This is a genomic window from Mesorhizobium sp. WSM3859 (assembly GCF_002295065.1).
In the GTDB taxonomy this organism is placed as follows: domain Bacteria; phylum Pseudomonadota; class Alphaproteobacteria; order Rhizobiales; family Rhizobiaceae; genus Mesorhizobium.
Map to the genome: position 1 here is coordinate 26,016 of NZ_NSGG01000010.1, position 25,675 is coordinate 51,690.

Consider the following 25,675-nt stretch of genomic DNA (forward strand, 5'->3'; position numbering starts at 1 on the left):
TATGCCACCCACTAGGCCGCCCGCGAGGCCTTGCCAGCTTCGCCCTTCGGCAAGGCCTGCCCGGATACGGCGCGCTCTGCCCGGCCGGAGGAAATCGACAGATAGAAGATGCGCTTCTGCTCGGCCCGGCCGCGCGACACCGAATCGAGGATCAGCCCGGTCATCATGGAGAGCATGGCCAGGAGCAGCATGCCGATCGACAGCACCCAGGTCGGCATGCGCGGCACCAGTCCCGTCTCGGCGAACTCGATGAGCACGGGGATCATCAGACCGATGCTCGCCGCCAGGAAGAACAGCGCGAATGTGCCGAAGAAGCGCAGCGGCTGCGTCTCCTTCATCAGCATGGCGAACATCCAGAGAATCCTGGCGCCGTCGCGGAAGGTCGACAGTTTCGACGACGAGCCCTGCGGGCGGCGGCCATAGTCGAGCGCCATCTCGCTCACCGGCAGTTTCAGCTGCGAGGCATGCACCGACATCTCGGTCTCGATCTCGAAGCCGCCGGACACCGCCGGGAAGCTCTTGACGAAGCGGCGCGAAAACACCCGGTAGCCGGAGAAGATGTCGGTGAAATCGGTCCCGAACAGGCCCTTGTAGAGCCGGTTGAAGATGCGGTTGCCGAAGGCATGGCCGTTGCGGCCGGCATCGTCGGTCACGCCGCGCCTGGTGCCCACCACCATGTCGCAGCGCTCGGTCTGCAGCACGTTGATCAGCTGCGGCGCGTCCTCCGGCGCATAGGTGCCGTCGCCGTCGGCCATCACATAGATGTCGGCCTCGATGTCGGCGAACATGCGCCGCACCACATTGCCTTTGCCCTGGCGCGGCTCGCGCACGACGATGGCGCCGGCGGCCCGGGCCTTCAGCGCCGTGAGGTCCTTGGAATTGTTGTCGTAGACATAGATCGCGGCCGACGGCAGGGTCTCGCGGAAGCGCCGCACGACCTCGCCGATGGTGAGCTCCTCATTGTAGCAAGGCAGGAGCACGGCGATGACCGGCTCGTGGCGGACTGCATGCGGCATGTCTGTCTCCGGACGCCCGACCAGCCTCCGGCCGGCCTGATGCCGGTCCCGTCGAGCCGTTTTACTATTTATTGAAGCCGTTAAGGCTAGGTTTAAACCGATCCTCTCCCGTCAAAGGTCACGGCAATGGGCACAGCCGAGAACGGCGCCGCCTCGTGGAAATCCGACCTCTTGCTGGCGCTGCTTGCCGCCTTGCTCGCGCTCGCCGTCGACGCGTGGACGGGGTTCGGCCCGCTGACCGATGCCGGCGGCGACAACGACAATCTGCTGCGCCTCGTCGAGGTCCGCGATCTGCTTGCCGGACAGGGCTGGTTCGACCTGCACCAGTATCGGATGGGGCTGCAAGGCGGCTTCGTCATGCACTGGTCCAGGCTGGTGGATGCGCCGATCGCCGCGCTCGTGCTTGCCGCCTCGGCGCTCACCGGCAGCAGGCCGCTTGCCGAGGACGTGGCGCAGGTGCTGTGGCCGGCGCTGCTCTTCTGGTCGACCCTGTTCTTCACCGCGCGCGCCGCGCGCAGTTTCGGCGGCGGCGGCGCGGTGCTGCCCGCCGTCCTCATCGGTGGCGCCGGCTATTATTTCGTCGGCATCTATGCGCCGGGCGCGCTCGACCATCATAACGTCCAGCTGATGCTTACCATGGCGAGCCTCGCGCTGCTGCTCGAGGCGCCTGCCTGGCGCCGGGCCGCGCTGTTGTCCGGCCTCTGCGCCGCGCTGACGCTCGCCGTCGGCATGGAAACGGTTCCTTATGTCGCAGCCATCGGTGCTTGCGTGTCGCTGCTGTTCGTTGCCGATCCAGGCGGCGAGCGGGCGATCGCCCGGGATTTCGGCCTCGGCTTCGCCGGCGTCTCGGCTCTTGTCTTCCTCTCCACCATCCCGCCTTCCGCATGGGGCATGGCGCAATGCGACGCCTTTTCGGTCGCGCAATTCGCTGTCGCCGCCATCGCCGGCATCGGGCTGGCGGCGATCGCCTCGGTCGAGCCCGTTGCCCGCAACTGGCGGCGCAGACTGGGGTCGCTGGCCGCGCTGGGTATCGTCCTCGGCGTGGTCGTGGCGGCGCTGTTCCCGCAATGCCTCTCGGCGCCCTATGCCAATCTCGACCCGCGCCTCAAGGAACTGTGGCTCGACCATATCGACGAGGCCCAGTCGCTGTTCACGCTGCTTGTCCACGATCCGGCGCGCGTGGCGGCGCGTTATGCGACGCCGCTGGTCGCGATCACCCTGATGGCGCTGCGCTTGCGGGGCGGCGGCTGGCGGCGGCAGGACAGCCTCGTCGCGGCGCTGCTTGCCGTCTCCTTCGTGGTCGGCGCCTGGCAGCTGCGCGGCACCACCTTCTCGATCGCCTTCGCGGTCATTCCGCTGTCGGCCTGGATTGCGAAATGGCGGGCGCGGGCCGAAGCCGGCTCTTCGCCCGGCGTGGCGCTGCGCCTTGCGGCCGTCTGGCTGGTCTCGATCAACCCGGTCTGGACCGGCGTTGCCGCCGCCGCCTCGGTGGCATTCGAAAAAGTCCCGGCTGCCGCCGACCGCGGCACGACCGACAGGGCCTGCGAGAAGAAGGCCACCTTCGCGCCGCTTGGCGGCATGGCCGGCACCACCGTGCTTGCGATCTCCAATCTCGGCGCGCCGATCCTCGTCTATAGCGGCCACAAGGTCTTCGCCGGCCCCTACCATCGCAACGTCGCCGGCAATCTCCTGGCGCTGGATGCCTTTCTCGGCTCGGCCGATGACGCGCGGCGGATCGTCGAGGCGCATCATGTCGGCCTCGTCGCCATCTGCCCCGGCAATTTCGAGAGCCGGACCCTGACCCAAAAGGCGCCGCAGGGCTTCCTGGCCGGGCTGCTGCGCGGCAGCGTGCCGGACTGGCTTGAGCCGGTCAGCGAAAAGGGCAGCCCGATCGAGCTCTATCGCGTCAGGCAAGCCGGCTAAAAGGCAAGCGACAAGATTCACCGTCCGCGATCGTGCGACCAGAAGCCAACCCGGAAAGTGTATTCGGTACTTCTGTTAGAGATTACGCATAAACGAATATTTGGAAGCGCGTCGGAATTCCTTGTCCAAAGCTGGACAAGCGCCAGCGACGCCAGCAACTCTTGGGTGAAGAAAAACGATTTTCCGATACTTTTCCTAAACGCTTTGCTGCCAGTCTGGCCGAAAATACCGACATAAGAACAGAGGCATGATGCAAACGACGTTTGGCACCGGTCAGCCAGGCAGGGAAAACACGGATCTGGCCTTGACGGATTCGTTGACCGGGCTCGGCAACCATCGTCGCTTCTTCGACAAGGTCGATCGCCTGATCAGCGACCGCGCCGACGACCCCGCGCCCTTCACCGTCGGCATCCTCGACCTCGACGGCTTCAAGCCGATCAACGACCTGTTCGGCCACAAGGCCGGCGACGACATCCTGATCCAGGTGGCGATGCGGCTGCGCGCCTCGATGGACGGCTATTCCACCGTTTGCCGCATCGGCGCCGACGAGTTCGCCTATCTCTACCCAATGGTGTTCTCCGAGGAGCAGGCGGCCGAAAAGTCGCGCATGCTGATCGAGATCCTGTCGGCCCCCTATGATGTCGGCGAGCGCACCGCCAGGCTTTCCGCCTCGGTCGGCTGCTCGCTCTTCTATTCCGGCGACGAGACCACCGAGATCCTCGTCAACAAGGCCGAAACGGCACTCTATCATGCCAAGCGCTCGGGCCGCGGCCGCGTCGTCGTCTACACCCGCGAGATGGAGGAGGCGGCCAAGCGCGTCACTCGGATCGAGCAGGCGCTGCGCCGCGCCGTCTCGGCCGGCGAGGTCGAGCCGCATTTCCAGCCCATCGTCGACCTCAACAGCCGCCGCACCATCGGCTTCGAGACGCTGGCGCGCTGGACCGACCGCGACCTCGGCGTCGTGCCGCCATCCGTCTTCATCCCGATCGCCGAGGAACGCGGCATCATCGGCCCGCTGTCGCAGCTGGTGCTGCGCAAGGCGACGGAAGCGGCGCGCAGCTGGCCGAAGGATCTATTCCTGTCCTTCAACCTGTCGCCCTCGCAACTCGTCGACCAGAACACCGGCCTGCACATCCTCGCCATCCTCGACCGCACCGGCTTCGACCCGCGCCGCCTGGAGATCGAGATCACCGAGACCGGCCTGATGAATGATCCGGCCTCGGCCGAGAAGATCGTCGCGGACCTGCGCCGCGTCGGCATCCGCGTCTCGCTCGACGATTTCGGCACCGGCCAGTCCTCGCTCGGCCGCCTGCGCGAGTTCCATTTCGACAAGCTCAAGATCGACCGCGCCTTCGTCTCCTCCATCCTCGACGACCGGCCCTCGGAGCACATCATCCGCGCCATCCTCGCCATGTGCGAGGGGCTCGGCATGGATGTCGTCGCCGAAGGCATCGAGGACGAGGCCCAAGCCGACCGCCTCGTCCAGTTCGGCTGCGCCGGCGGCCAGGGCTACCTGTTCGGCAAGCCGGCCGATGCCGACGCCACGCTCGGCTATCTGCGCGATTCCTATCGCGGCGCGCTGCACGCCAAGGCGATCTGACCAATTCGCGGCGCCTAACCGCATATGACAGCGCCGGCCCCCTCATCCGGCCGCTTCGCGTCCACCCTCTCCCCGACGGGGAGAAGAGACTGGCGCCGACGTCGGCGATCTCCTCTCCCCTCGGGGAGAGGTCAGCCGAGCGAAGCGGAGGCTGGGTGAGGGGGAGTGCCTCATTTGTCGGACATAAGCTGCCGAATCCGCCTTTTCGCCCTTGCCCCCCGGCCCGGCGTGGCTAGGATGCGCGCCGGCCAAAGGGAGAAGAAATCATGATGCCATCGGCACGGTTCGCCGACCTCGACGGCGCCTCGGTGCTGATCACCGGCGGCGGCTCCGGCATCGGCGCGGCGCTGACCGAAGGTTTTATGCGCCAGGGCTCCAGGGTCGCCTTCATCGACATCGCCGAGAGGCCAAGCACCGCCCTTGCCGGGCGGCTGGAGAAGGAGCTCGGCCGCCGGCCGCTCCACCTCAAGGCCGACCTGCGCGACATCGAGGCGCTGCGCGCCGCCGCGGCCAAGGCGGCTGAGGCGCATGGCGACGTGACGGTGCTGGTCAACAATGCCGCGCTCGACGATCGCCACGCGGTGGAAGACGTCACGGTGGAGTTCTGGGACAACAACCTCGCCATCAACCTGCGGCCGCATTTCTTCACCGCGCAGGCCGTGGCGCCCGGCATGAAGCGCGCCGGCGGCGGCTCGATCATCAACTTCACCTCCACCTCCTATCTGATCAACCATCCCGATATGCCGGCCTACACGGCAGCCAAGGCGGGCATACTCGGCCTGACCAAGGGTCTCGCCGGCAAGCTCGGCGCCGACCGCATCCGCGTCAACGCGGTGGCGCCGGGCTGGGTCATCACCGAACGCCAGCGCGAGCTCTGGGTGACCGACGAGGGCCTCGCCGCCCATGTCGCCAAGCAATGCATCAAGGATGTGATGCAGCCCGACGACATGGTGGGCACGGTATTGTTCCTGGCGTCGGACGCCTCGCGCATGCTGACCGCCCAGATGCTTATCGTCGATGGAGGCTTCCTGTGAGCGCGGCACCCGCGGTCGCCGCGCTCGATTGGGGCACGACGCGGCTCAGGGCCTGGCTGCTCGACAACACCGGCAAGGTGCTTGCCGAGCGGCGGGGCGACGACGGGCTGATCACCGCCCGCGAAAAAGGCTTTGCCAACGTGCTGGAAGGCCACCTTGACGCCATGGGCGCGCCGGACACGCTGCCGGTCATCATCTGCGGCATGGCCGGCTCGCGGCAGGGCTGGATCGAGGCGCCCTATGTCACCGTGCCGGCGCCGATCGGCGCTATCCTGCGCGGCGCCGCCCGCATCGAGGGCTCGCGCCGCGACATCCGCATCGTGCCTGGCCTCGCGCAGCGCCAGGCGGCCGCGCCGGATGTCATGCGTGGCGAGGAGACCCAGCTTGCCGGCGCTGGTTTGCCGGCAAAGGGACGCCACCTCGTCTGCATGCCCGGCACCCATTCGAAATGGGTCGCGGTCGAGGACGGCGCCGTCGAAGGTTTTGGCACCTGGCCGACCGGCGAATTGTTTTCGGTGCTCGCCACGCACTCGATCCTGAAACATTCGCTGGGCGAGCATCCCGCTCCCGTCGCCGCGGACAGCCCGTTCTTCCGGCAATGGTGCGAGCGGGCCCTGGGCGAAGGCGGCGACGTCACCTCGAAACTGTTCGCCATCCGCGCCGCCGGACTGTTGCAGGACCTGCAGCCCGCCGATGCGGCAGCCTGCCTGTCCGGACTGCTGATCGGCGGCGAGATCGCCTCGGCGAGACGACGCTATGGCGCCAGCGAGGCGCCGGTGGTGCTCGTCGCCTCGGGCGCGCTGGCCACGCTTTATGGCGCGGCGCTCAGCCTTGCCGGCCTTGCCTTCCGCAGCGTGGACGCCGATGAAGCGGTGCGCGCCGGCCTCGTCGAGGCCGCGCGCGAGAACGGCATGATTGGAGGCGCTTGATGAGCCAGACCGCACCTTTCCCGAAGCTCAAGCGCGGCCTTGTCGCCATCCTGCGCGGCCTGAAGCCGTCCGAGGCGGTGGCGATCGGCAAGGCGATCCATGACGCCGGCATCGAGGCCATCGAAGTGCCGCTCAATTCGCCGGAGCCGTTCGTCTCCATCGCCGATCTGGTCAAGGCGCTGCCGCAAAGCGCGCTGATCGGCGCCGGCACGGTGCTGACGGCGGCGGATGTCGATGCCTTGCACAAGGCTGGCGGTCGCCTGCTGGTCAGTCCGAACATCGATGCCGAGGTCATGGGCCGCGCCATGCATCATGGCATGGTGACGATGCCCGGCGTATTCACGCCGACCGAGGCCTTCCAGGCGATCCGGCTCGGCGCCTCGGCGCTCAAATTCTTCCCGGCGAGCGTGCTTGGGTCGAGCGGCATCGCGGCGATCCGCGCCGTGCTGCCACCCGCAACCCCGATCGGCGCCGTGGGCGGCGTTTCCGACAAGGATTTTGCCGGCTACAAGGCGGTCGGCGTCAGCGTCTTCGGTCTGGGGTCCAGTCTCTACAAGCCGGGCGCGACGGTCGAGGAGGTGGCGCGGCGCGCCGGTGCCGCCGTCGCCGCCTGGGATGAGGCTTTCGGAGGATGACAATGGACGGCGTTTCGGTTTTTTCCGACCACATCTGCGAGCTCGGCGAAGGCCCGAGCTACGATCCCGCGACCGACAAGCTATTCTGGTTCGACATCGTCAACGGCAAGCTTCTGGAAAAACCGCTCGCCGGCGCGCTGAAGGTGCATGACCTCGGCGTCATGGCCAGCGCCATCGCCGTCATCGACGCCGACCGCCAGCTTATCGCCACCGATATCGGCCTGCAGGTCCGGGACGTGAAAACCGGCAGGCTGACGCTGCACACGCCGATCGAGGCCGACAATCCGGTCACGCGCTCCAACGATTCCCGCGTCCATCCCTGCGGCGCGCTGTGGACCGGCACGATGGGCAAGGGCGAGGAGAAGGGCGCGGGCTCGATCTACTGGTTCTTCAAGGGCGAATTGCGCCGGCTGTTTTCCGGCATCACCGTCTCGAATTCGATCTGTTTTTCCGAGGACGGTACGATCGCCTACTACACCGACACCGCGACCGGGCTTCTGATGCGCGTCGCCTGCGATCCGGCCACCGGCCTGCCGGCCGGCGAAGTGAAGGTGTTCGTCGATCATCGCGCCTCGAAAGGCTATATCGACGGTTCGGTCGTCGACCGCGACGGGGTTCTGTGGAACGCTGTCTGGGGCGGCAAGGCGGTGAAGGCCTATGCGCCGGATGGCACGCTGCTGCGCGAGATCGCCATGCCGGTGACGCAACCGTCCTGCCCGGCTTTCGTCGGCGCCAAGGGCGACCGCCTGGCCGTGACCTCGGCCTGGAGCGGCAAGGACGAAAAACAGCGCGCTCTCGATCCGCAGGCCGGCATGACCTTCCTGCTCGATATCCCGGTCAACGGCCGCTTCGAGCCGCGCGTGCTGATCGCATAAGGCGCTATCAGGCAATCGCCTTAGTCCGGTCGGTTTCCCGCAAGCCGGCCGCTGCGGCCATGCGATGGTAGCGCCTGATTTTTTCCCGGAGCATTCGATGCCGCAGCCGACGCTGATCCTTGTCTACGAGCCGGAAAAGGCCTGTCTCGACCGCCTATCCGCCGACGGATATCCGGTGGATCGTGCCCTGGAAATTTCGTCCTATCTGGCGCAGTCGACCGACCTTGCGCCCGAATTCAACCTGATCGCTGTCGCCTGCGAGAAGCGCGGTCTCGCTTTCAAGCCTGTCGAGCTCGACGACGCGGCGCCGGTTCTGGCGAGAGCCAATCCCGTATCAACGCTGGTCTGGACGCTGACCGACGGCATTGCCTATTTCCGCGGCGGCGCCTCACCAGCACTCGCCCGCCTCAACGGCCTGCGCACCATCGGCGCCGACGATTCGCTGTTCGCGCTCTGCCAGGACAAGCTGCGCTCCGGCGCCGTGCTCGGTGCGCTCGGTCTGCCGGTGCCGCAGGCCGGCCTGGCGCGCAGTGGCGAATGGCTGGTCGAGCCGCCGGCCTCGCCCAAGGGCTGGTTCGTCAAGCCGAACCGGCTCGGCGCCAAGATCGGCATCTGGCCGGATTCGCGCATCGCCGATCTCGGCCATGCGCTGGAGCTTAGCCGGCGCGTTTTTTCGCATTATCGCGACGACGTCGTCGTCCAGCCCTATGTCGCCGGCCGCAACGTGAGGGCGAGCTTCCTTGGGCTGAAGCCCGAAACCGGCGTCGAGGCTTTGGGCATCTTCTTCGTCGATTCCGGCGGCGATTTTCAGACCATGGCCGACTCGATGGCGCTTTATGGCGACACCGGCCAGGCAGCGAAAAATGCGGGAACCTATGCCCAGCCGGAGCTTGAGGCCGTCGGCGCCAGCCAGCCGGAGGCGGATCGGAAAATCCGTGCCATCGCGCGGAAACTGATAAGTGGTCTCGGCCTGAAAGATGTCTTTTCCGTCGACTTCAGGGTCGAGGCCGACGACACCGTCCATCTCATCGAGTTCGAAGTCTGCCCCGGCCTGCCCTGCTTCGATTTCCGCGACTATTGCCGCAGACAATGGGGCGTGAACCTTGCCGATGCGATGGCCGAGACGGCAGCTAACAGGCTGGCGTCGCGGCGTCCATGATTGGCTGAGGCCGGGCAACTTCATCATTCCAGGGCGAAGCAAGGAGCGAAGCGACGTGCGCAGACCCTGGAATCCATGCCGTTACCTCGGCCGTGGGGTGCAGCGGACCAGAATTCTGGACCGTGGCGGCGCGTTGAAGTCACGGAATGGATCCTCGGGTCTTCGCCGCGTCGCTACGCTCCTTGCTCCGCCCGTGGATGACGACGAGATGGGCGGCCGATCTCCAACCTACGCCGGCGCAGACGAACTAAACGCCTTCCACCAGCACGATCTCGCCCTCGGCCACTTTCTGGCGGATGGCGGCGGCGCGCTGGTATTCCGGCGAGTGGTAGCAGTCATGCGCCGTCGCCAGCGATTCGAACTCGATGATGACGTTGCGGGCGCGGCCCGGCCCCTCGGCCTTCTCATGCTCGCCGCCGCGCGCCAGGAATTTCGCGCCGAAGCGGTCGAAGGCGAGCTTCGCGGCGGCGACATAATCCTTGTACCCCTCGGCGTCGCGCACATCGACGCGAGCGATCCAATATCCCTTGGGCATTCTTTTTCTCCTGTTTGTTTTCGCGAAAAGGGCCGATGCTCAGGCCGACTGCATTTCGGCGAGGATCGCCTCGGCCGCGGAGCGGCGGTCCGGCGCCTTGACGATCGGCCTGCCGACCACGAGATGGCTGGCGCCGTTGCGGATCGCCTGCGCCGGCGTCACCACGCGTTTCTGGTCGCCATGGTCGCTGCCCGACGGGCGGATGCCCGGCGTCACCACCGCCATGTCGGGTCCGACGATGCGGCGCACCGCTTCCGCCTCCTCCGCCGAGCAGACGATGCCGCCCATGCCGGCATGCAGCGCCTGTTCGGAGCGCCGGAGCACCAGCGTGTGCGGGTCGTATTCATAGCCGGCGTCGATCATGTCCTGCTCGTCCATCGAGGTCAGCACCGTCACGCCCAGCAGGCACAGATCGCTGCCTTTGGCCGCCTCGACCGCCGCTCTCATGGCTTTTGGATAGGCATGCAGCGTGAGCATCGAAACACCCATCTTGATGATGTTCTCGACGCCCTTGGCCACCGTGTTGTCGATGTCGAGCAGCTTCATGTCGAGGAACACTTTCGTGCCGCCGCTGGCCAGTTCCCGCGCGAAGTCCAGCCCGCCGGCAAAGGCGAGCTGGTAGCCGATCTTGTAGAAGGAAACGGCGCCTTCGAGCTCACGCACCGCCTTCTCGGCCTCGCTCAGCGTCGGCAGGTCGAGCCCGACGATCAGCCTCTCTTGCATGGATTTGGCCTGCATCGTGTCAGCCTCCGCGAAGTTGATCACGCCTCGATCCGGGTGGACAGCATGCGCGAGATTTCCATCAGTGTACGGCATAGGCGCTCCATCGATTGGTGTAGTCTGTCGTCCCTGAATTGTCCGTCCTCGGCGAAGGCCTCATTGGCGCCGGAAACCGAGCATTCGGGCGTGATCACCTCCATCTGGCAGCGCACCAGCACCGCGCGCAGATGATTGATGCAGCGTATGCCGGCGAACTTTCCCTCGGAGGACGAGCAGAGGGCGACGGGTTTGCCGTAAAGCGGCCTGAACGAACGGCTGCCCTCGCGGCGTATCCGGCTCACCCAGTCGATCGAGTTCTTCAGCAGCGGCGGGATCGAGCCATTATATTCAGGCGTCGCGATCAGCAGCCCGTCATGCGCCGCGATCTGGCGGCCGAGCTTGACGGCATTCTCGGGGATACCTTTTTCCTTTTCGAGATCCTCGTCCATGATCGGCAGCGGATAGTCGCCGAGCGAGATGCGCGTCACCTCCGCGCCCTGCATGGCCAATTCCTTCTGCGCCACATCGGCCGTCCGGCCGCTGAACGCGCCGGTCCGGACCGAGCCGGCAAAGACGAGGATTCGTGGGATCACTGCCATTGGCCACCCTTGTTCGGGGACAGGTACAGCCAAGGAGTATTCAAATCAACGCGTCGCGGGGAGAAAACGTCGAAGGATTGGTCGCGACCTACCAACTTCGTCATCCACGGGCGGAGCAGCCGCGAAGCGGCGTCGCGAAGGATCCATTCCGTTACCCCAATCGTAGAGCGCAGCGGAGCAGAATTCTGGATCGTCGCAACGCGTCGAAGTCACGGAATGGATCCTCGGGTCTGCGCCGCGTCGCTTCGCTCCTTGCTCCGCCCGTGGATGACGAAGTGAGGGGCATTTCGGCCAATCGCCAGGACGCTGCCGCCACCCGCGATAAGCGAACACTCTCGCGTAAAAGCTAATGCGCCGCGCGGCGATAGATCCACAGCTGCGTCGGCGGGATATTACGGAAGATGAAATCGAAATGCTCGACCGTATAGTCGCCCCGCCCCGCAGGGATTGGCGACAGCGGGCCGTAGGTCAGCTGCACGATCGGCCGTCCGGCGGGTATGCGGTCGAGCAGGCTTTCGATATAGGCGATGCGCTGGGGGACGGGGAAATTGAGCAGCGGCACGCCGGAGACGACCGAATCGAACACCATGTCGCGCTTGTCGCCGAGGGTGGCGTTGAGATTGAAGGCATCGCCCTCGATCACGTTGACGCCGGGATAGAGCCCGCGCAGATGGCGCACGAAGTCGGTCGAATATTCGACCGCGTAGAGGTTTTCGGGCTTCACGCCCTGGGCGAGGATGGCGCGCGTGATGACGCCGGTGCCGGGCCCCACTTCAAGCACCGGCAGGCCCGATCTCGGATTGACGATCGACGCCATCTTGCGGGCGGTGACGGAGCTGGTGGGAACGATCGAGCCGACCGTTTTCGGCTTGTCGATCCAGCCTTTGAAGAACTTCAGCTCGTCGTCGAATTTTTCGGCCAGCGCTTTGCGCAACCCGGGACTACGTGCCATCAGAGCTCTCCTCAATGCTCGCCCCCGAACCGCTACTTAGCAGGTGGGTGGGACAAGGCAAGGCGTCAAGCTGGCATAAGATGTTGATGACGCTTGGGAAGCGGATCGCCGCTTCCGATGCCGTTCGCAATGCGGGCCATGCCGGTCAGTTTTCGCCGAACGACTCGAAGAAGTCCTTCATGCGAGCGAAAAAGCCGCTCGACTGGGGCGAATTGTCCTTCGAGGAGAGCTGCTCGAACTCTTCCAGCAATTCGCGCTGGCGGCGCGTCAGGTTCTGCGGCGTCTCGACCGCCGTCTGGATGTAGAGGTCGCCGACATTGGGCTGGCGCAGCACCGGCATGCCCTTGCCCTTCAAGCGGAACTGGCGGCCGTTCTGCGTGCCTTCCGGCACTTTCACCTTGGTCTGCGTGCCGTCCAGCGTGGCGACCTCGAAGGAACCGCCAAGGGCGGCCGTCGTCATCGAGATCGGCACCTTGCAATAGAGATCGGCGCCGTCGCGCTGGAAGAATTCGTGCGGCTTGACCGCCAGGAAGATGTAGAGGTCGCCGGACGGTCCGCCGCGCAGGCCGGCCTCGCCCTCATTGGCAAGCCGGATGCGCGTGCCGTCCTCGATGCCGGCCGGAATGTTGACCGACAGCGAGCGCTCCTCGGTGACGCGGCCCTGGCCGGCGCATTTCGGGCATGGATCCTTGATCGTCTGGCCGCGGCCCTGGCATTGCGGGCAGGTCCGCTCGATCGAGAAGAACCCCTGCGTGGCGCGCACCTTGCCGTGGCCGTGGCACATCGAGCAGGTCACCGGCTGGGTGCCGGGCTTGGCGCCGCTGCCGGAGCATTCCGAGCAGGAAATGGAAGCCGGCACGTGGATCTGCGCCGTCTTGCCGGAGAAGGCCTCTTCCAGCGTGATTTCCATGTTGTAGCGCAGGTCGGCGCCGCGCTCGCGGCCGCCCGACGAGCGGCGCTGCCGGCCGCCCATCATGTCGCCGAAAATATCCTCGAAGATGTCGGCGAATCCGCCGGCGCCAAAACCGTGCGCGGCGCCGTTCATGCCGCCCTGCTCGAAGGCGGCGTGGCCGAAGCGATCATAGGCGGCGCGCTTCTGCGGGTCCTTCAGCGTCTCGTAGGCTTCGTTGATTTCCTTGAATTTGTGCTCGCAGGCATGGTCGCCGGGGTTGCGGTCGGGATGGAACTGCATGGCGAGCTTACGAAAAGCGCTCTTGAGCTCCTTGTCGTCGGCGCCTCTTTGCACGCCCAGCGTTTCGTAGAAATCAGCTTTCATTTTTTCCCGCTGTCCGGATGCTCAATGTCTTCAAGCATTGTTGGCGACGTTTGCCGGCATGGCCTTGGATTTAGGAGCGATGTTTCCCGGATGCTAGTGCCAAGCCAGGGTCGCTCCGGGTTTTTCCGTCACTTTTTCGGGCAGGGTTGCAAAAAAGCCCGGCTTGCGCCGGGCTTTTCGCATGATCCGCCGTCAGCCGGCTCAGGCCGACTTCTTCTTGTCGTCGTCTTCGTCGATTTCCTCGAAGTCGGCGTCGACCACGTCCGAATCCTTGGCGGCATCCGCCTTGGCGTCGGCTTCGGCCGCTTCCTTCTGCGACGCCTCGTACATGGCCTGGCCGAGCTTCATCGACACTTCGGCGAGCGACTGCGACTTGGCCTCGATATCGGCCGGGTCGTCGCCTTCGGCGGCGGTCTTCAGCGCGGTGATGGCCTCGGAGATCGCGGTGCGGTCAGCATCCGAGACCTTGTCGCCATAGTCCTTCAGCGACTTCTCGGACGAATGCACCAGCGCCTCGGCCTGATTGCGGGCCTCGACGAGGGCACGGCGCTTCTTGTCGGCCTCGGCATTAGCCTCGGCGTCCTTCACCATCTTCTCGATGTCGGCGTCGGACAGACCGCCCGAAGCCTGGATGCGGATCTGGTGCTCCTTGCCGGTGCCCTTGTCCTTGGCCGAGACGTTGACGATGCCGTTGGCGTCGATGTCGAAGGTGACCTCGATCTGCGGCACGCCGCGCGGCGCCGGCGGGATGCCGACCAGATCGAACTGGCCGAGCAGCTTGTTGTCCGCCGCCATTTCGCGCTCGCCCTGGAAGACACGGATCGTCACCGCCGACTGCGAATCCTCGGCGGTCGAGAAGGTCTGGCTCTTCTTGGTCGGGATCGTCGTGTTTCGCTCGATCAGTCGGGTGAACACGCCACCCAGCGTCTCGATGCCCAGCGACAGCGGCGTCACGTCGAGCAGCAGGACGTCCTTGACATCGCCCTGCAGCACGCCGGCCTGGATGGCGGCGCCGAGCGCGACAACCTCATCCGGGTTGACGCCCTTGTGCGGCTCCTTGCCGAAGAACTGCTTCACGATCTCCTGGATCTTGGGCATGCGGGTCATGCCGCCGACCAGCACCACTTCGTCGATCTCGCCCGCCTTCAGGCCGGCATCCTTGAGCGCCGCCTTGCAGGGCTCGATGGTGCGCTGCACGAGGTCCTCGACCAGGCTTTCGAACTTCGCCCGGGTGAGCTTCATCGTCAGGTGCTTCGGGCCGCTGGCGTCGGCGGTGATGAAGGGCAGGTTGATCTCGGTCTGCGTCGTCGACGAGAGCTCGATCTTGGCCTTCTCGGCCGCTTCCTTCAGGCGCTGCAGCGCGAGCTTGTCGGCCTTGAGGTCGATGCCCTGTTCCTTCTTGAACTCGGCCGCCAGGTATTCGACGAGCCGCATGTCGAAGTCCTCGCCGCCGAGGAAGGTGTCGCCGTTGGTCGACTTCACCTCGAACACGCCGTCGCCGATCTCGAGCACCGAAATATCGAAGGTGCCGCCGCCAAGGTCATAGACGGCGATGGTCTTGCCGTCCTTCTTTTCCAGGCCGTAGGCGAGTGCCGCGGCCGTCGGCTCGTTGATGATGCGCAGCACCTCGAGGCCAGCGATCCTGCCGGCGTCCTTGGTGGCCTGGCGCTGGGCGTCGTTGAAATAGGCCGGAACGGTGATGACCGCCTTCTCGACCTTCTCGCCGAGATAGGCTTCCGCCGTCTCCTTCATCTTCTGCAGGATCATGGCCGAGATCTGGCTGGGCGACTGCTTCTTGCCGCCGGCCTCGACCCAGGCGTCGCCATTGTCGCCCTTGACGATCTTGTAGGGGACAAGCTTCTTGTCCTTCTCCGTCACCGGATCGTCATAGCGGCGGCCGATCAGGCGCTTGACCGCGAAGATGGTGTTTTCAGGATTGGTGACCGCCTGGCGCTTGGCCGGCTGGCCGACGAGACGTTCGCCGTCATTGGATATGGCGACGATGGAAGGCGTCGTGCGCGCGCCTTCAGCATTCTCGATCACCTTGGGGTCCTTGCCATCCATGATGGCGATACAGGAATTGGTGGTGCCGAGATCGATACCGATAACTTTTGCCATTGTTCTAGTCTCTCCTCTAAGCAGGCTCTCAGGACCCTTCAAAAGGCGTTCCGACGAAAGCCCCTGTTCACAAGAAATCCCGCCCCGGTCCCCGCTTTTCGGGGCCGGACGGCTTGGCGCGTATATAAGAACAGCCGACACGGGGCGCAAGCATTCTGCGCAAGCTGTCCATTGTCTCGACAGCGGCAACGAGGCGACCCGCCGCTATTTGCGGCAGAATCGGCGGGAGATCGCACTACCCTGTTGTTCCGAATGGCTTTTTTGGAATCGATGCCGCTGGCGTCGCACAGGTCGGGCATTTGGCGGGGGCAAGGCATCCCTTGGCGGGCGTGACTTTCGGTCGCGAAAGGGGCGGAAAATCAGCCTCCGCCAGTATCTGGAATCTGGCGGCAGGCCCTCGGCGCCCGGCGTGACATAGGTGAAGGTGGCCGTCAGCTCGCCCTTGTTCACCATCTGCAGCCGTCGCGCAAACCGTCAGCGGGTAGCTGCGAACGCCTCTGCGCACAGCGCCTGCAATTTCGCGAAGATGCGGCTGCCGCCGGTGATCACCTGCGTGCCCTGGTCGAGCACCGTCTTCGGATCAGCTCTGAGCACCGTGCCGCCGGCCTCTTCGACCAGCAGCATGCCGGCGAGGCAATCCCAGGCGTTCATATGCTCCTCGACATAGCCAAGCAGCCGGCCGGACGCCGCATAGGCAAGCATCAGCGCTCCGGAAGCATTGCGATAGAAGACGCCGCCCTCCGCCATGATCAGGCTGATGAGCACCGCGACATGCTCGGTCGCGGCGCGGTTGGAAAGCCCGGTGCCGACAGAGCCTTCGGAAAGCGACGCCGCATTGCTGGCCTTGATCGGCTTGCCGTTGAGAAAAGCGCCGCCGCCGAGGCGGCCGTAGAAGGTCTCGTCGGTGGAAGGCTCATGAATGACGCCGACCACCGTCACGCCGTCCCTGGCGCAGGCGATCACCACGCACCAGGCGGGAATGCCGCGCACGAAATTGGCGGTGCCGTCGATCGGGTCGATCACCCAGACATGGCCGGTTGTTCCGGTCACCGCCGCGTGCTCCTCGCCGACGATGCCGTCCTGCGGATAGGCCTCGGCGATCGCCGCGCGGATGAACAGCTCGACCTCGCGGTCGGCCTCTGAGACCAGATCCTGATGGCCCTTGCTCTCGACGGCCAGGTTGTCGAGGTCGCGGAAATATTTCAGCCCCAACTCGCCGGCGCGCCGCGCCAGGTCGATGGCAAAATGCATACGGTCGTCGATCTCTTTGGTCACAGGGAACTCTTGGCTGAGAGGGACATCTGCGCGCCCTTAACAGACCTATATGACAGGCAAAAGTGACTGCGCGATCACGCCGCCTTCGACATCGATTTGTGCACGTCGGCGAGGATCTCGTAGGAACGCACGCGCGCCGCGTGATCGAATATCTGCGCCGTCACCATCAATTCGTCGGCGCCGGTGCGGCGGATGAAGGCGTCGATGCCCTGGCGCACCGTTTCCGGCGACCCGACGACGGCGCAGGACAGCGCCTGGGCAAGCATGGTTTTCGCCATCGGGTCGAGATTGCGGTCGTAATTCTCGACCGGCGGCGGCAATTGCCCGGGCCGGCCGCTGCGCAGGTTGACGAAGGCCTGCTGCAGCGAGCTGAACAAGAGCTTCGCCTCGGCATCCGTCGGCGCGGCGGAAACATTGAGGCCAAGCATGACATAGGGTTTGTCGAGCTGCGCCGAGGGTTGGAACCGCGTGCGATAAACCTCCAGCGCATGGTCGAGCTCGGCCGGCGCGAAATGCGAGGCGAAGGCGTAAGGCAGGCCAAGAAGTGCTGCGAGCTGCGCGCCATAGAGGCTGGAGCCGAGGATCCAGACCGGCACCGTCTGGCCCTCGCCCGGCACGGCGCGGATGCGCTGGCCTTCCTCGGCCGGCTGGAAATAGCCCATCAGCTCGACCACGTCCTGCGGGAAATTGTCGGCGGACTCCAGGTTGCGCCGCAGCGCCCGCGCGGTCAGCATGTCGGTGCCCGGCGCGCGGCCGAGGCCGAGGTCGATGCGGCCGGGAAAAAGTGCGGCCAGCGTGCCGAACTGCTCGGCGATCACCAGCGGCGCGTGGTTGGGCAGCATGATGCCGCCGGCGCCGACACGGATCGTCTTGGTGCCGCCGGCGACATGCGCGATCACCACGGATGTCGCGGCGCTCGCAATGCCCGGCATGTTGTGGTGCTCGGCCAGCCAGTAGCGCCGGTAGCCCAGGCGCTCGGCATGGCGGGCGAGGTCGAGCGAATTGGCGAGCGACTGCGAGGCGGTGCTGCCTTGCGTGATCGGCGACAGGTCGAGAACCGAAAGGGCGGTCATTGGTCAGGTCTCCACGATGCGTTTTTCCTTGAGCCTCGCCTCGAGGGCGGCGCGGTCGGGAATGACGATGGCGAGCTGGTTCTCCAGCACGTCGGCGAGCTCGGCGGCCGTGGCGATCTCGCGCTGCTCGCTGCGGCCGCCGGCATGATGCGTCGACAGCCGGTTGTTGCGCAGCGCATAGCGCCGGTCGGGCAGGGCCAGCGCGGCGACCAGCGTCGACAGGAAATGCGAGCTCGGATGCGTGGACAGGAAATGGCTGGCGACCCGGTAGTCGACCTCATAGGCCTGGCTCAGGTCGAAGCGGTAGAGCATGCGCCATTCCTCGCCGATATTGGCCTGCAGGCGGAACTGGTCACCGGTCTCGACGAGGCGGAAGGTTTCGTGCGGCGTCTGCTGCTCTAGCCCGGCTTCCAAAAGCAGCGGCGCCGTCAGCGTCAGCCCGCCGAAGCCGACATCGGCAATATAAGTGCGGCCGCCGAGCTCGATGCGCAGCAGCATATGGCTGCGCGCCGTGACAGCGTCCTCCGGCTGGCCCCAGAGCACACGGGCGGCAAGTCCGCCGACGGTGAAGCCCAGCGCGTCAAGCGCGTGCATGAAGATCAGATTGTGCTCGAAGCAATAGCCGCCACGACCCTGGCCAAAAATCTTGTCCTGCAGCGAAGCGAGGTCGAGGCCGACGGAAACGCCCATCAAGGCGTCGATGTTCTCGAATGGGATCGCCTGCGGGTGCGCGGCGTGCAGCGCCTTAAGCGTGGCCAGCGAAGCGTCGGCCGGTCCGCCGTAGCCGATGCGGGCAAAATAGCCATCGAGATCGAAGTCGCTCATTAAGGACAGGTCCGGCTTGACCGGTCCGATATAGGCACTGGCCGGCGGTGCCGCAAACAATGGGCGAGGTTTGAGATTGGGCCAGCGTTTCAGGATTTGTGATTGTTTTCGGCGGGCTCTTCCTCGATGGCCATGGACTGCTGGGCGGCCAGGAAATTGCCGACGGGGCTCAGGCTTTCGAAATGGTCGCAGAACACCTTGATGACGACCAGCAGCGGCACCGCCATCAGCGCGCCGACGAATCCCCACAGCCATGACCAGAAGGCGATGGCGATGAAGATCGCCACGGCGTTGATCTCGAGGCGGCGCCCGACCACCATCGGTGTCACGAACTGCCCTTCGACGATGTCGCACACGAGCACGAAGGCCGGCGCGAGCAGCGCATAGGCGATCGTGTCGAAGCTGATCAGCGCGATGACGGCGACGAGCAGGATGGTCATCAGCGCGCCGACATAGGGCAGGAAATTGAGCAGGGCCGCTGTCGCGCCCCAGACCAGGGGATTGGGCATGCCCAGCCCCCACAGGCCGAGCCCGATAACCGTGCCGAGACCCACATTGATGAGGGAGACCGTAAGCAAGTAGTGGGAAATCTCGCGCTCGACGTCATAGACGACGCGCAGTGCCCGCTTCTTCTGGGTCATACTGGTGAAGGACTGAACGATCTTCTCGTAGAACAGCGTGCCGGAGGCGAGAAGGAACAGCGATAGCACGAAGACGATGGTGATCGAGGTCCCGGCTTCCAGGATGTTGCTGGCCGCCGAGGACAGCATGCCGGACGGCGCCACCGCGACCCGCTGCACGCCCGGCTCCTGCGAGGTCTCGGTCAGCGCTTCCAGCTGATGCGCGAGATCCATCGCCCGTTCGAGCGGCCGCCTGAACGGCGCCAGCCGCTCGGTCAACTGCTGGCCGATCGAATAGGAGTTGTTGATGAGGTCGATGACCGGGCCGCTGAGCAGATAGCCGGCGGCGGCGAAAATGACGAGCGACAGCAGCACCAAAAGCGTCGCTGAAACCACTTCCGGCATCCCGTGTTTTCTCAGGAAGCGCACGATCGGCGTCAGCGTCAGCGCCAGCAGGAAGGCAAGCATCACTGGCATGAAGAAGGCGCGGGCGAAATAGAGCGCGGCGGCCGTCATCAGAATGAAGATCCCGATCACCAGCGACCGCATCACGCGCATATCCGCCCTGGCATCGGCACGCGGGTCAGGGCTTTCGGCAGCGCTTGCGCCCGAAGCGATCTGTTCGGCTTTCATCGGTTCCCTTGCAAGCCGCCAGCCGACAATGAATGCATGGCGGCGGGCCTGCGCTCGAAACGCGGGAGTTCCGGGCAAGGTTCCAAGGGCCGGCCTTCCCGGCATCCGAAGGCCGGTTTCGAGCGGCCGCTCGTCAGGCAGCCGGCGCTGGCGCCGCCTTGGCTGTCTCCTTGCGCACGAGCGGCGCCACCTTGGTGCCGTAGAGCTCGATCGCCTTCATGATCTTGGCGTGCGACATGGTGCCGATCGCCATCTGCAGCAGGAAGCGATCGTTGTTGAAGATCCTGTGCTGGACGACGATCTTTTCCGCCACGGCTTCGGGATTGCCGACGAACAGCGCACCGTTCGGGCCGCGGGACTGGTCGAAATGCGCGCGCGAGGTCGGACCCCAGCCGCGCTCGCGGCCGATGCGGTTCATCACCTCGGCCTGCGGTCCGTAGAAGTCATCGGCCGCCTGTTCGGTCGTTTCGGCAATGAAGCCGTGCACGTTGATGCTGGTCGCAAGCGTTGTCGGATCGGTGCCGGCGCGCCGCGCCGCCTCGCGATAGATATCGAACAGCGGCGCGAAGCGCGCCGGCTCGCCGCCGATGATGGCTAAAGCCAGCGGCAGGCCGAGCACACCGGCGCGGGCGGCGGATTGCGGCGTGCCGCCGATGGCGATCCAGATCGGCAGCTTTTCCTGGAACGGACGCGGGTAGACGCCGCGGCCGTTGATCGGCGCGCGCAGCTTGCCCTGCCACGTCACCTTCACCTGGTCGCGGATGGTGAGCAACAGGTCGAGCTTCTCGGCGAAAAGCTCGTCATAGTCTTCCAAATTGTAGCCGAACAGCGGGAAGGATTCGATGAAGGAACCGCGCCCGGCCATGATCTCGGCGCGGCCGTTGGACAGAAGGTCGAGCGTCGCGAACTGCTGGAAGACGCGCACTGGATCGTCGGAGGAGAGCACCGTGACCGCGCTGCTAAGGCGGATCTTCTTCGTGCGCTCGGCCGCGGCGGCAAGCGCCACGACCGGCGCGGAGGCGGCATAGTCGGGGCGGTGATGCTCTCCGAGCCCGAACACGTCGAGACCGACCTGGTCGGCCAGCTCGATTTCCTCGATGAGGTTGCGCAGCCGCTCATGCGGGCCGATGGCGCCGGGACCCGGCTCCGGGCTGACATCGGCGAAAGTGTAGAGACCGAGTTCCATCTGATTGCGTCCTGAAGCTGTTCACGTGGGTTTTTGCCTGTCGGCGCTCTAGGTAGCCGTATGCCTTGCCGCCCGCCAGAGGCGCGATCGGTGAACAGTGCATCGCGCATCGCTGCGCCGTATCCCTGCGGCAACAAGCCCGTTTTTTCATGGCTGGCATACCGTTTTGGCGCTTGAACTCGGCGCTTTCACGCGTATGTAAGCGTCGCGAATAGACTGCAGGGAAGTACACTTGGCTATCTACAGGGAAAAAGACATTTTCGAGCGGCGCAATGCCGCGAACGAGGCAAAGAAGGCGCTGCTCGCGCGCTTCAAGGCAAAGCCGGCGGCGGATGATCCCGCTGTGCTGGCGCGCCAGGCCGAACGCAAGGCAATCCTCGAGGCTCGCGCCATCCGCGAAGCTGAGAAAGCCAGGCTGAAGCAGGAAAAGCTGGCTCGCGAAGCGGCGGAGAAGGCCGAGCGCGCAGCGATTGCCGAAGCGGCACGGCTTGCCGCGGAAGCGGCCGCGGCCGAGGAGGCCAGGCTTCGCGAGGCCGAGGAAGCCGAGCGCATCGCGGTCGAGCTTGCCGACGAGGCCTCGCGCAAAGCTAAGCGCGACGCGCGCTACGCCGCCCGCAAGGCGCGCGTCGGCAGGACGCCTCCGGGCTTCTCCGCCCGCTAGAGCAATTCCAGGAAAAGTGCGTAGCGGTTTTCCGTCCGGAATTGCGCAAGAACCAAAAAGCTTGGAGCGGGTCGGCGATTCTGTGAATCGCTGAACCGCTCTAAGTTCGGGTTCGAATAGGAAATATTCAGGGTCGCCGAAAGCGGCTCTGAACGCGTTTGTGCCTTTGGCGGATGGGCCTCTCAGGCGACCAGCTTCAACCCGACAATGCCGCAGACGATCAGGCCTATGCAGGCCAGCCGGACGACGGTTGCCGGTTCCCCGAGCAGCCAGATGCCGAGCAGCGCCGTGCCGACGGTGCCGATGCCGGTCCATACGGCATAGGCCGTGCCGACAGGCAGCTCCTTCAGCGCTAGGCCGAGCAGGCCGAGGCTGACGATCATCGAGGCGATGGTGAGAAGGGTCGGCAACGGCCTGGAAAAGCCGTCGGTATATTTGAGGCCGATCGCCCAGCCGATCTCGAACAGGCCGGCGACGAAAAGAAAGATCCACGACATCAAAACACTCCGTCATTCCGGCATCGGTCGGGATGCTCGGGTGGCGGGTCGTCCCGGCCGGTTTTCGGGGAAGCGAGGTCGTCCTCGCCGCGTGATATGGGAGTGCCCTGTCTCTCGATCAACAAAACACCGGCAGCATTGTCATGCCGCCGGTTCAGATTGCAGAGAGCCGGATCGACCGAATTCGGCCGCTTACTTTTCCTTGATGCGCATCGCCTTGACCGGCGGCGCCTTCGGAGCCGGGGCCGCGGCGGGCTTCTTGGCGTCCTTCTTCGGCTTGCGGGCTTCCTTGCCTGCCTTCATCGCGCCTTTTGCCATGATTCGCTCCTCCGATTGTGGACGCGCAAGTGAAACAAGAGAAATGCCGGACCGCAAGAGGCGGCGCCGCGCTTGCGAAGCCGCGCGGCCGGATGTCAACCGATTTTCCCTGCAGCGCGCTCCTTCGAGCAGCGCTTCAGCCGACTGAACCTCGGCCCGGCTGGCGCATTGTCTGTGGAGCTACGGCGTGCAGCCCGCTAAGTTCGATGCATCGCAGAGAGGTCAAAAGCCAATGGCAGGGCATGCCGGCTCGAAAAGGGTCATCTACGCCGCGCTTGCCGGCAATTTGGCGATCGCGGTCACCAAATTCGCGGCGGCAGCCTTCACCGGTTCGTCCGCCATGCTGTCGGAAGGCGTCCATTCGCTGGTCGACACGGGCAATGGCGCGCTGCTCCTCTACGGCATGCGTCGCGCCTCGCGGCCGCCCGACCGCACGCATCCGCTCGGCTATGGGCGCGAGCTCTATTTCTGGAGTTTCATCGTCGCGCTCCTGGTGTTCGCGCTCGGCGCCGGCATTTCCTTCTATGAAGGCGTCATCCACATCATGGAGCCCGAACCTGTCGTCAACGCCAGGGTCAACTATATCGTGCTCGGCCTGTCCTTCCTGTTCGAGGGCAGCTCGTGGCTGGTGGCGCTGAGGGAATTCCGCCAGCAGAAGGGCAAGCAGGGCTGGCTGCAGGCCGTGCAGTCGAGCAAGGATCCCAGCGTCTACACGGTGCTGTTCGAGGACAGCGCCGCATTGCTCGGCCTCACCGTCGCCTTCGTCGGTATCCTCTCGGCGCAACTTCTGGAAATGCCGGAACTCGACGGTGTCGGCTCGATCGGCATCGCCATTATCCTCGGCGCGACGGCGATCTTCCTGGCGCGCGAGAGCAAGGGCCTGCTGCTGGGCGAGCCCGCTTCTCCCGAAGTGCAGCGCCAGGTCCTCGCGATCGCCCAGGAGGATCCGGCGGTGCAGCAGGCGAACGGAATCCTGAGCGTTCATGTCGGTCCGGAAGAAATCGTCGCGGGCTTGAGCATTGAATTCGAGGATCATCTCACCGCGCCCGAGATCGAAGCCTGCGTCGAGCGCCTGGAGGCAAGGCTCAAGAAGGAAATGCCGCAAATATCGAGGCTCTTCGTCAAGCCGCAGGCAACTGGCACATGGGAGCGGCGGCGCAAGGCCATGGCCGAGGCTTCGGACGAGGATTAGGGTCAACACAACAGCGAACTTTTGAGGAGAATGCCGATGAAGATCGACGGTGGCTGCCATTGTGGCGCGATCACCTATGAGGCGGAGGTCGACCCGGAAAAGACCTCGATCTGCCACTGTACCGACTGCCAGCAACTGACCGGCACGGCGTTCCGCGTCTCGGTGCGGGTGCCGGAGGAGGATTACCGCATCACCAGAGGCGAGCCGAAGGTCTATATCAAGACCGGATCGAGCGGCGCCAAGCGGGCGCAGGGCTTTTGCGGCGATTGCGGCTCGCATCTCTATGCCACCTCGGTCGGTGACGGGCCGAAGGTCTACGGCATCAGGGTCGGCACGTCGCGCCAACGCGACCAGCTTGTGCCGAGGACGCAATACTGGCACCGCTCGGCGCTGCACTGGCTGCCGGAATTCGAGGGCACGAGGATCGTCGAGGAGCAGTAGATCGAATCTTGGCGATTGGCTGAAGTCTCCTCACCTTCGTCATCCTCGGGCTTGACCCGAGGATCCATTCCGTGACGCCTGCCGAGGAGCGCGGCGGACCAGAATTCTGCACCGCCGCAACGCCTTAATGTCACGGCATGGATTCCAGGGTCTGCGCGCGTCGCTTCGCTCCTTGCTCCGCCCTGGAATGACGAAGCGATGGGCGTTCCGGCCAATCTCCAGGTATTGCGACCTTGCCAGCGAAGGAAGAACTGCTCGTTCCAACATCGGCGTGGAGCGACTACTCGCCGTCCTCGACGACTCGCAGCCTCAACTGGCCCGTCTTGGAGTCCGCCACCCGCGCGCCGCCTTCGGTCTTCGCCGGGCGCTGCTGTTCGGTCTCGCCCTCGGCGAATTCCAGCGCCTCGATCTTCTGGCCGCGCTTGGTGACCTTCGACGTCGAGACCAAAATGTCGTCGATGTCCTTGGCCGCCTGGCCGAAATGCGTCTGCAGCCGGCGCACCCGCTCGTCGACCCTGGCCACATCCTCCATCAGCCGGATGACCTCGCCCTGGATCAGATGCGCCTGCTCGCGCATCCGGGCGTCCTTCAGGATCGCCTGGATGACCTGGATCGACAGCATCAGCAGCGACGGCGAGACGATGACGACGCGGGCGCGGTGCGCCTTCTGCACCACCGCTTCGAAATTCTCGTGGATTTCCGCGAACACCGATTCCGAGGGCACGAACATGAAGGCGGTGTCCTGCGTCTCGCCCTGGATCAGGTATTTTTCCGCGATATCGCGGATATGCACCTCGATGTCGCGCCGGAAGGCCTGTGCCGCCACCTTCTGCATGTCGGCGCCCTCGGCGGCGCGGATGGCGTTCCAGGCCTCCAACGGGAACTTGGCGTCGATGGCAAGCATCGGCGCGCCGTTGGGCATCCGCACCAGGCAGTCGGGCCGGCTGCCATTGCTGAGGCTGGCTTGGAATTCATAGGCGCCGTGCGGCAACCCATCGGCGACGATCGCTTCCATGCGTGATTGGCCGAAGGCGCCGCGCGTCTGCTTGTTGGAGAGGATCGCCTGCAACTGCACGACCTGCCCGGCCAGGGACTGGATATTGCCCTGCGCGGTATCGATCACCGCCAGCCGCTCCTGCAGCTTCGCCAGGCTTTCATGCGTCGACTTGGTCTGCTCGGCCATGGTCTGGCCGATGCGGCCGGTCATGGCGTCGAGTCGCTGCCCGAGCGATTGCGTAAGCTCCGCCTGCCTGGCGCCGAACACGTCGGCGATCGCGCCCATGCGCCCTTGCATCTCGGCCTGCGCCTGCATGATGTCGGCCATCCGCGCCTCTGTATCGCGGGCATGGTCAGCCGCTTCCGCGGCGGCAACCGCGCGCGCCTTGGCCGCGCGCCACAGGGCGATGACGAGCGCGGCGAATAGCACGACGAACAGGACAGCGACGATACCAAGCGCCTGGCCGAGCGTGATCGTGCTGGCGCCGAGCCGCACGACCGGTTGCGAAAGGATGGAGGTCATGTCGTTCATGTGCGCAGCATAACCG

The 25,675-nt window shown here is 65.2% G+C and carries 25 protein-coding genes; 10 read left to right on the plus strand and 15 right to left on the minus strand.

Annotated features, from left to right (window positions below):
- Nucleotides 1-11: 11 nt before the first annotated feature.
- On the minus strand, nt 12-1,016 hold the full coding sequence (locus CK230_RS20660; protein ID WP_095818999.1) for a glycosyltransferase: 1,005 nt from the start codon (nt 1,014-1,016) through the stop codon (nt 12-14).
- A gap of 126 nt (nt 1,017-1,142) precedes the next feature.
- On the opposite strand from CK230_RS20660, the gene CK230_RS20665 reads away from it, so the two are divergent.
- The 7 genes from CK230_RS20665 (at nt 1,143) to CK230_RS20695 (ending at nt 9,171) form a co-directional block, all read left to right on the plus strand.
- A complete protein-coding gene (locus CK230_RS20665; protein ID WP_095819000.1) occupies nt 1,143-2,939 on the plus strand; it encodes a polysaccharide biosynthesis protein GtrA in 1,797 nt (598 codons plus the stop codon).
- 250 nt (nt 2,940-3,189) lie between these two features.
- Nucleotides 3,190-4,539 carry an EAL domain-containing protein gene (locus tag CK230_RS20670; RefSeq protein ID WP_095819171.1) on the plus strand — a complete coding sequence of 450 codons (1,350 nt, stop codon included), beginning with the start codon at nt 3,190-3,192 and terminating at the stop codon, nt 4,537-4,539.
- 266 nt (nt 4,540-4,805) lie between these two features.
- Nucleotides 4,806-5,573 carry an SDR family oxidoreductase gene (locus CK230_RS20675; protein WP_095819001.1) on the plus strand — a complete coding sequence of 256 codons (768 nt, stop codon included), beginning with the start codon at nt 4,806-4,808 and terminating at the stop codon, nt 5,571-5,573.
- On the plus strand, nt 5,570-6,502 hold the full coding sequence (locus CK230_RS20680) for a 2-dehydro-3-deoxygalactonokinase (protein ID WP_095819002.1): 933 nt from the start codon (nt 5,570-5,572) through the stop codon (nt 6,500-6,502). Before CK230_RS20675 ends, CK230_RS20680 begins: the two co-directional genes overlap by 4 nt.
- A complete protein-coding gene (locus tag CK230_RS20685; RefSeq protein ID WP_095819003.1) occupies nt 6,502-7,137 on the plus strand; it encodes a 2-dehydro-3-deoxy-6-phosphogalactonate aldolase in 636 nt (211 codons plus the stop codon). The genes CK230_RS20680 and CK230_RS20685 overlap by 1 nt, the downstream gene beginning before the upstream one ends.
- Entirely contained in the window at nt 7,134-8,012 is an 879-nt protein-coding gene (locus tag CK230_RS20690; RefSeq protein ID WP_095819004.1) for an SMP-30/gluconolactonase/LRE family protein, read from the plus strand. The genes CK230_RS20685 and CK230_RS20690 overlap by 4 nt, the downstream gene beginning before the upstream one ends.
- 97 nt (nt 8,013-8,109) lie before the next feature.
- Nucleotides 8,110-9,171: a D-alanine:D-lactate ligase-like protein gene (locus CK230_RS20695; protein ID WP_095819172.1), complete on the plus strand. Its 1,062-nt coding sequence runs from the start codon at nt 8,110-8,112 to the stop codon at nt 9,169-9,171.
- Nucleotides 9,172-9,418: 247 nt separating this feature from the next.
- On the opposite strand, the gene CK230_RS20700 is transcribed toward CK230_RS20695, so the two are convergent.
- The 11 genes from CK230_RS20700 to CK230_RS20750 form a co-directional block, all read right to left on the minus strand.
- On the minus strand, nt 9,419-9,706 hold the full coding sequence (locus tag CK230_RS20700; RefSeq protein ID WP_095819005.1) for a DUF1330 domain-containing protein: 288 nt from the start codon (nt 9,704-9,706) through the stop codon (nt 9,419-9,421).
- 39 nt (nt 9,707-9,745) lie between these two features.
- The gene (gene pyrF / locus CK230_RS20705; RefSeq protein WP_095819173.1) at nt 9,746-10,444 is read right to left on the minus strand and encodes an orotidine-5'-phosphate decarboxylase; all 699 of its coding nucleotides are present in this window, start codon (nt 10,442-10,444) and stop codon (nt 9,746-9,748) included.
- A 23-nt stretch (nt 10,445-10,467) separates the two neighbouring features.
- On the minus strand, nt 10,468-11,064 hold the full coding sequence (locus tag CK230_RS20710) for an NADPH-dependent FMN reductase (RefSeq protein ID WP_095819006.1): 597 nt from the start codon (nt 11,062-11,064) through the stop codon (nt 10,468-10,470).
- Nucleotides 11,065-11,410: 346 nt separating this feature from the next.
- Nucleotides 11,411-12,016 (minus strand): phospholipid N-methyltransferase PmtA, encoded by a 606-nt coding sequence (gene pmtA, locus CK230_RS20715; protein WP_095819007.1) that lies wholly within the window; start codon nt 12,014-12,016, stop codon nt 11,411-11,413.
- Between the two features lie 145 nt (nt 12,017-12,161).
- Nucleotides 12,162-13,292 carry a molecular chaperone DnaJ gene (gene dnaJ, locus CK230_RS20720; RefSeq protein ID WP_095819008.1) on the minus strand — a complete coding sequence of 377 codons (1,131 nt, stop codon included), beginning with the start codon at nt 13,290-13,292 and terminating at the stop codon, nt 12,162-12,164.
- A gap of 201 nt (nt 13,293-13,493) precedes the next feature.
- Nucleotides 13,494-15,410 carry a molecular chaperone DnaK gene (gene dnaK / locus CK230_RS20725; RefSeq protein WP_095819009.1) on the minus strand — a complete coding sequence of 639 codons (1,917 nt, stop codon included), beginning with the start codon at nt 15,408-15,410 and terminating at the stop codon, nt 13,494-13,496.
- Nucleotides 15,411-15,884: 474 nt separating this feature from the next.
- On the minus strand, nt 15,885-16,685 hold the full coding sequence (locus CK230_RS20730; protein WP_095819010.1) for an inositol monophosphatase family protein: 801 nt from the start codon (nt 16,683-16,685) through the stop codon (nt 15,885-15,887).
- A 74-nt stretch (nt 16,686-16,759) separates the two neighbouring features.
- A complete protein-coding gene (locus CK230_RS20735) occupies nt 16,760-17,758 on the minus strand; it encodes an LLM class flavin-dependent oxidoreductase (RefSeq protein WP_095819011.1) in 999 nt (332 codons plus the stop codon).
- A gap of 3 nt (nt 17,759-17,761) precedes the next feature.
- The gene (locus CK230_RS20740) at nt 17,762-18,583 is read right to left on the minus strand and encodes an arylamine N-acetyltransferase (RefSeq protein ID WP_095819174.1); all 822 of its coding nucleotides are present in this window, start codon (nt 18,581-18,583) and stop codon (nt 17,762-17,764) included.
- A gap of 89 nt (nt 18,584-18,672) precedes the next feature.
- Complete coding sequence (locus CK230_RS20745; RefSeq protein ID WP_095819012.1) at nt 18,673-19,836, minus strand: AI-2E family transporter; 1,164 nt, start codon at nt 19,834-19,836, stop codon at nt 18,673-18,675.
- 133 nt (nt 19,837-19,969) lie between these two features.
- Entirely contained in the window at nt 19,970-21,022 is a 1,053-nt protein-coding gene (locus CK230_RS20750; RefSeq protein ID WP_095819013.1) for an LLM class flavin-dependent oxidoreductase, read from the minus strand.
- 232 nt (nt 21,023-21,254) lie between these two features.
- On the opposite strand from CK230_RS20750, the gene CK230_RS20755 reads away from it, so the two are divergent.
- On the plus strand, nt 21,255-21,683 hold the full coding sequence (locus CK230_RS20755) for a DUF6481 family protein (protein ID WP_095819014.1): 429 nt from the start codon (nt 21,255-21,257) through the stop codon (nt 21,681-21,683).
- 182 nt (nt 21,684-21,865) lie between these two features.
- Here the strand turns inward: CK230_RS20755 and sugE are convergent, their stop codons facing one another.
- Nucleotides 21,866-22,180, minus strand: a complete 315-nt coding sequence (gene sugE / locus CK230_RS20760) for a quaternary ammonium compound efflux SMR transporter SugE (RefSeq protein WP_095819015.1) — start codon at nt 22,178-22,180, stop codon at nt 21,866-21,868.
- A gap of 192 nt (nt 22,181-22,372) precedes the next feature.
- Complete coding sequence (locus tag CK230_RS34025) at nt 22,373-22,498, minus strand: hypothetical protein (protein ID WP_095819016.1); 126 nt, start codon at nt 22,496-22,498, stop codon at nt 22,373-22,375.
- Between the two features lie 232 nt (nt 22,499-22,730).
- On the opposite strand from CK230_RS34025, the gene CK230_RS20770 reads away from it, so the two are divergent.
- Nucleotides 22,731-23,690 (plus strand): cation diffusion facilitator family transporter, encoded by a 960-nt coding sequence (locus CK230_RS20770; protein ID WP_095819017.1) that lies wholly within the window; start codon nt 22,731-22,733, stop codon nt 23,688-23,690.
- 36 nt (nt 23,691-23,726) lie between these two features.
- Entirely contained in the window at nt 23,727-24,131 is a 405-nt protein-coding gene (locus CK230_RS20775) for a GFA family protein (RefSeq protein WP_095819018.1), read from the plus strand.
- 280 nt (nt 24,132-24,411) lie between these two features.
- Here CK230_RS20775 and CK230_RS20780 read toward each other — a convergent pair whose 3' ends face one another.
- The gene (locus CK230_RS20780) at nt 24,412-25,659 is read right to left on the minus strand and encodes a DNA recombination protein RmuC (protein ID WP_095819175.1); all 1,248 of its coding nucleotides are present in this window, start codon (nt 25,657-25,659) and stop codon (nt 24,412-24,414) included.
- Nucleotides 25,660-25,675 lie beyond the last annotated feature (16 nt).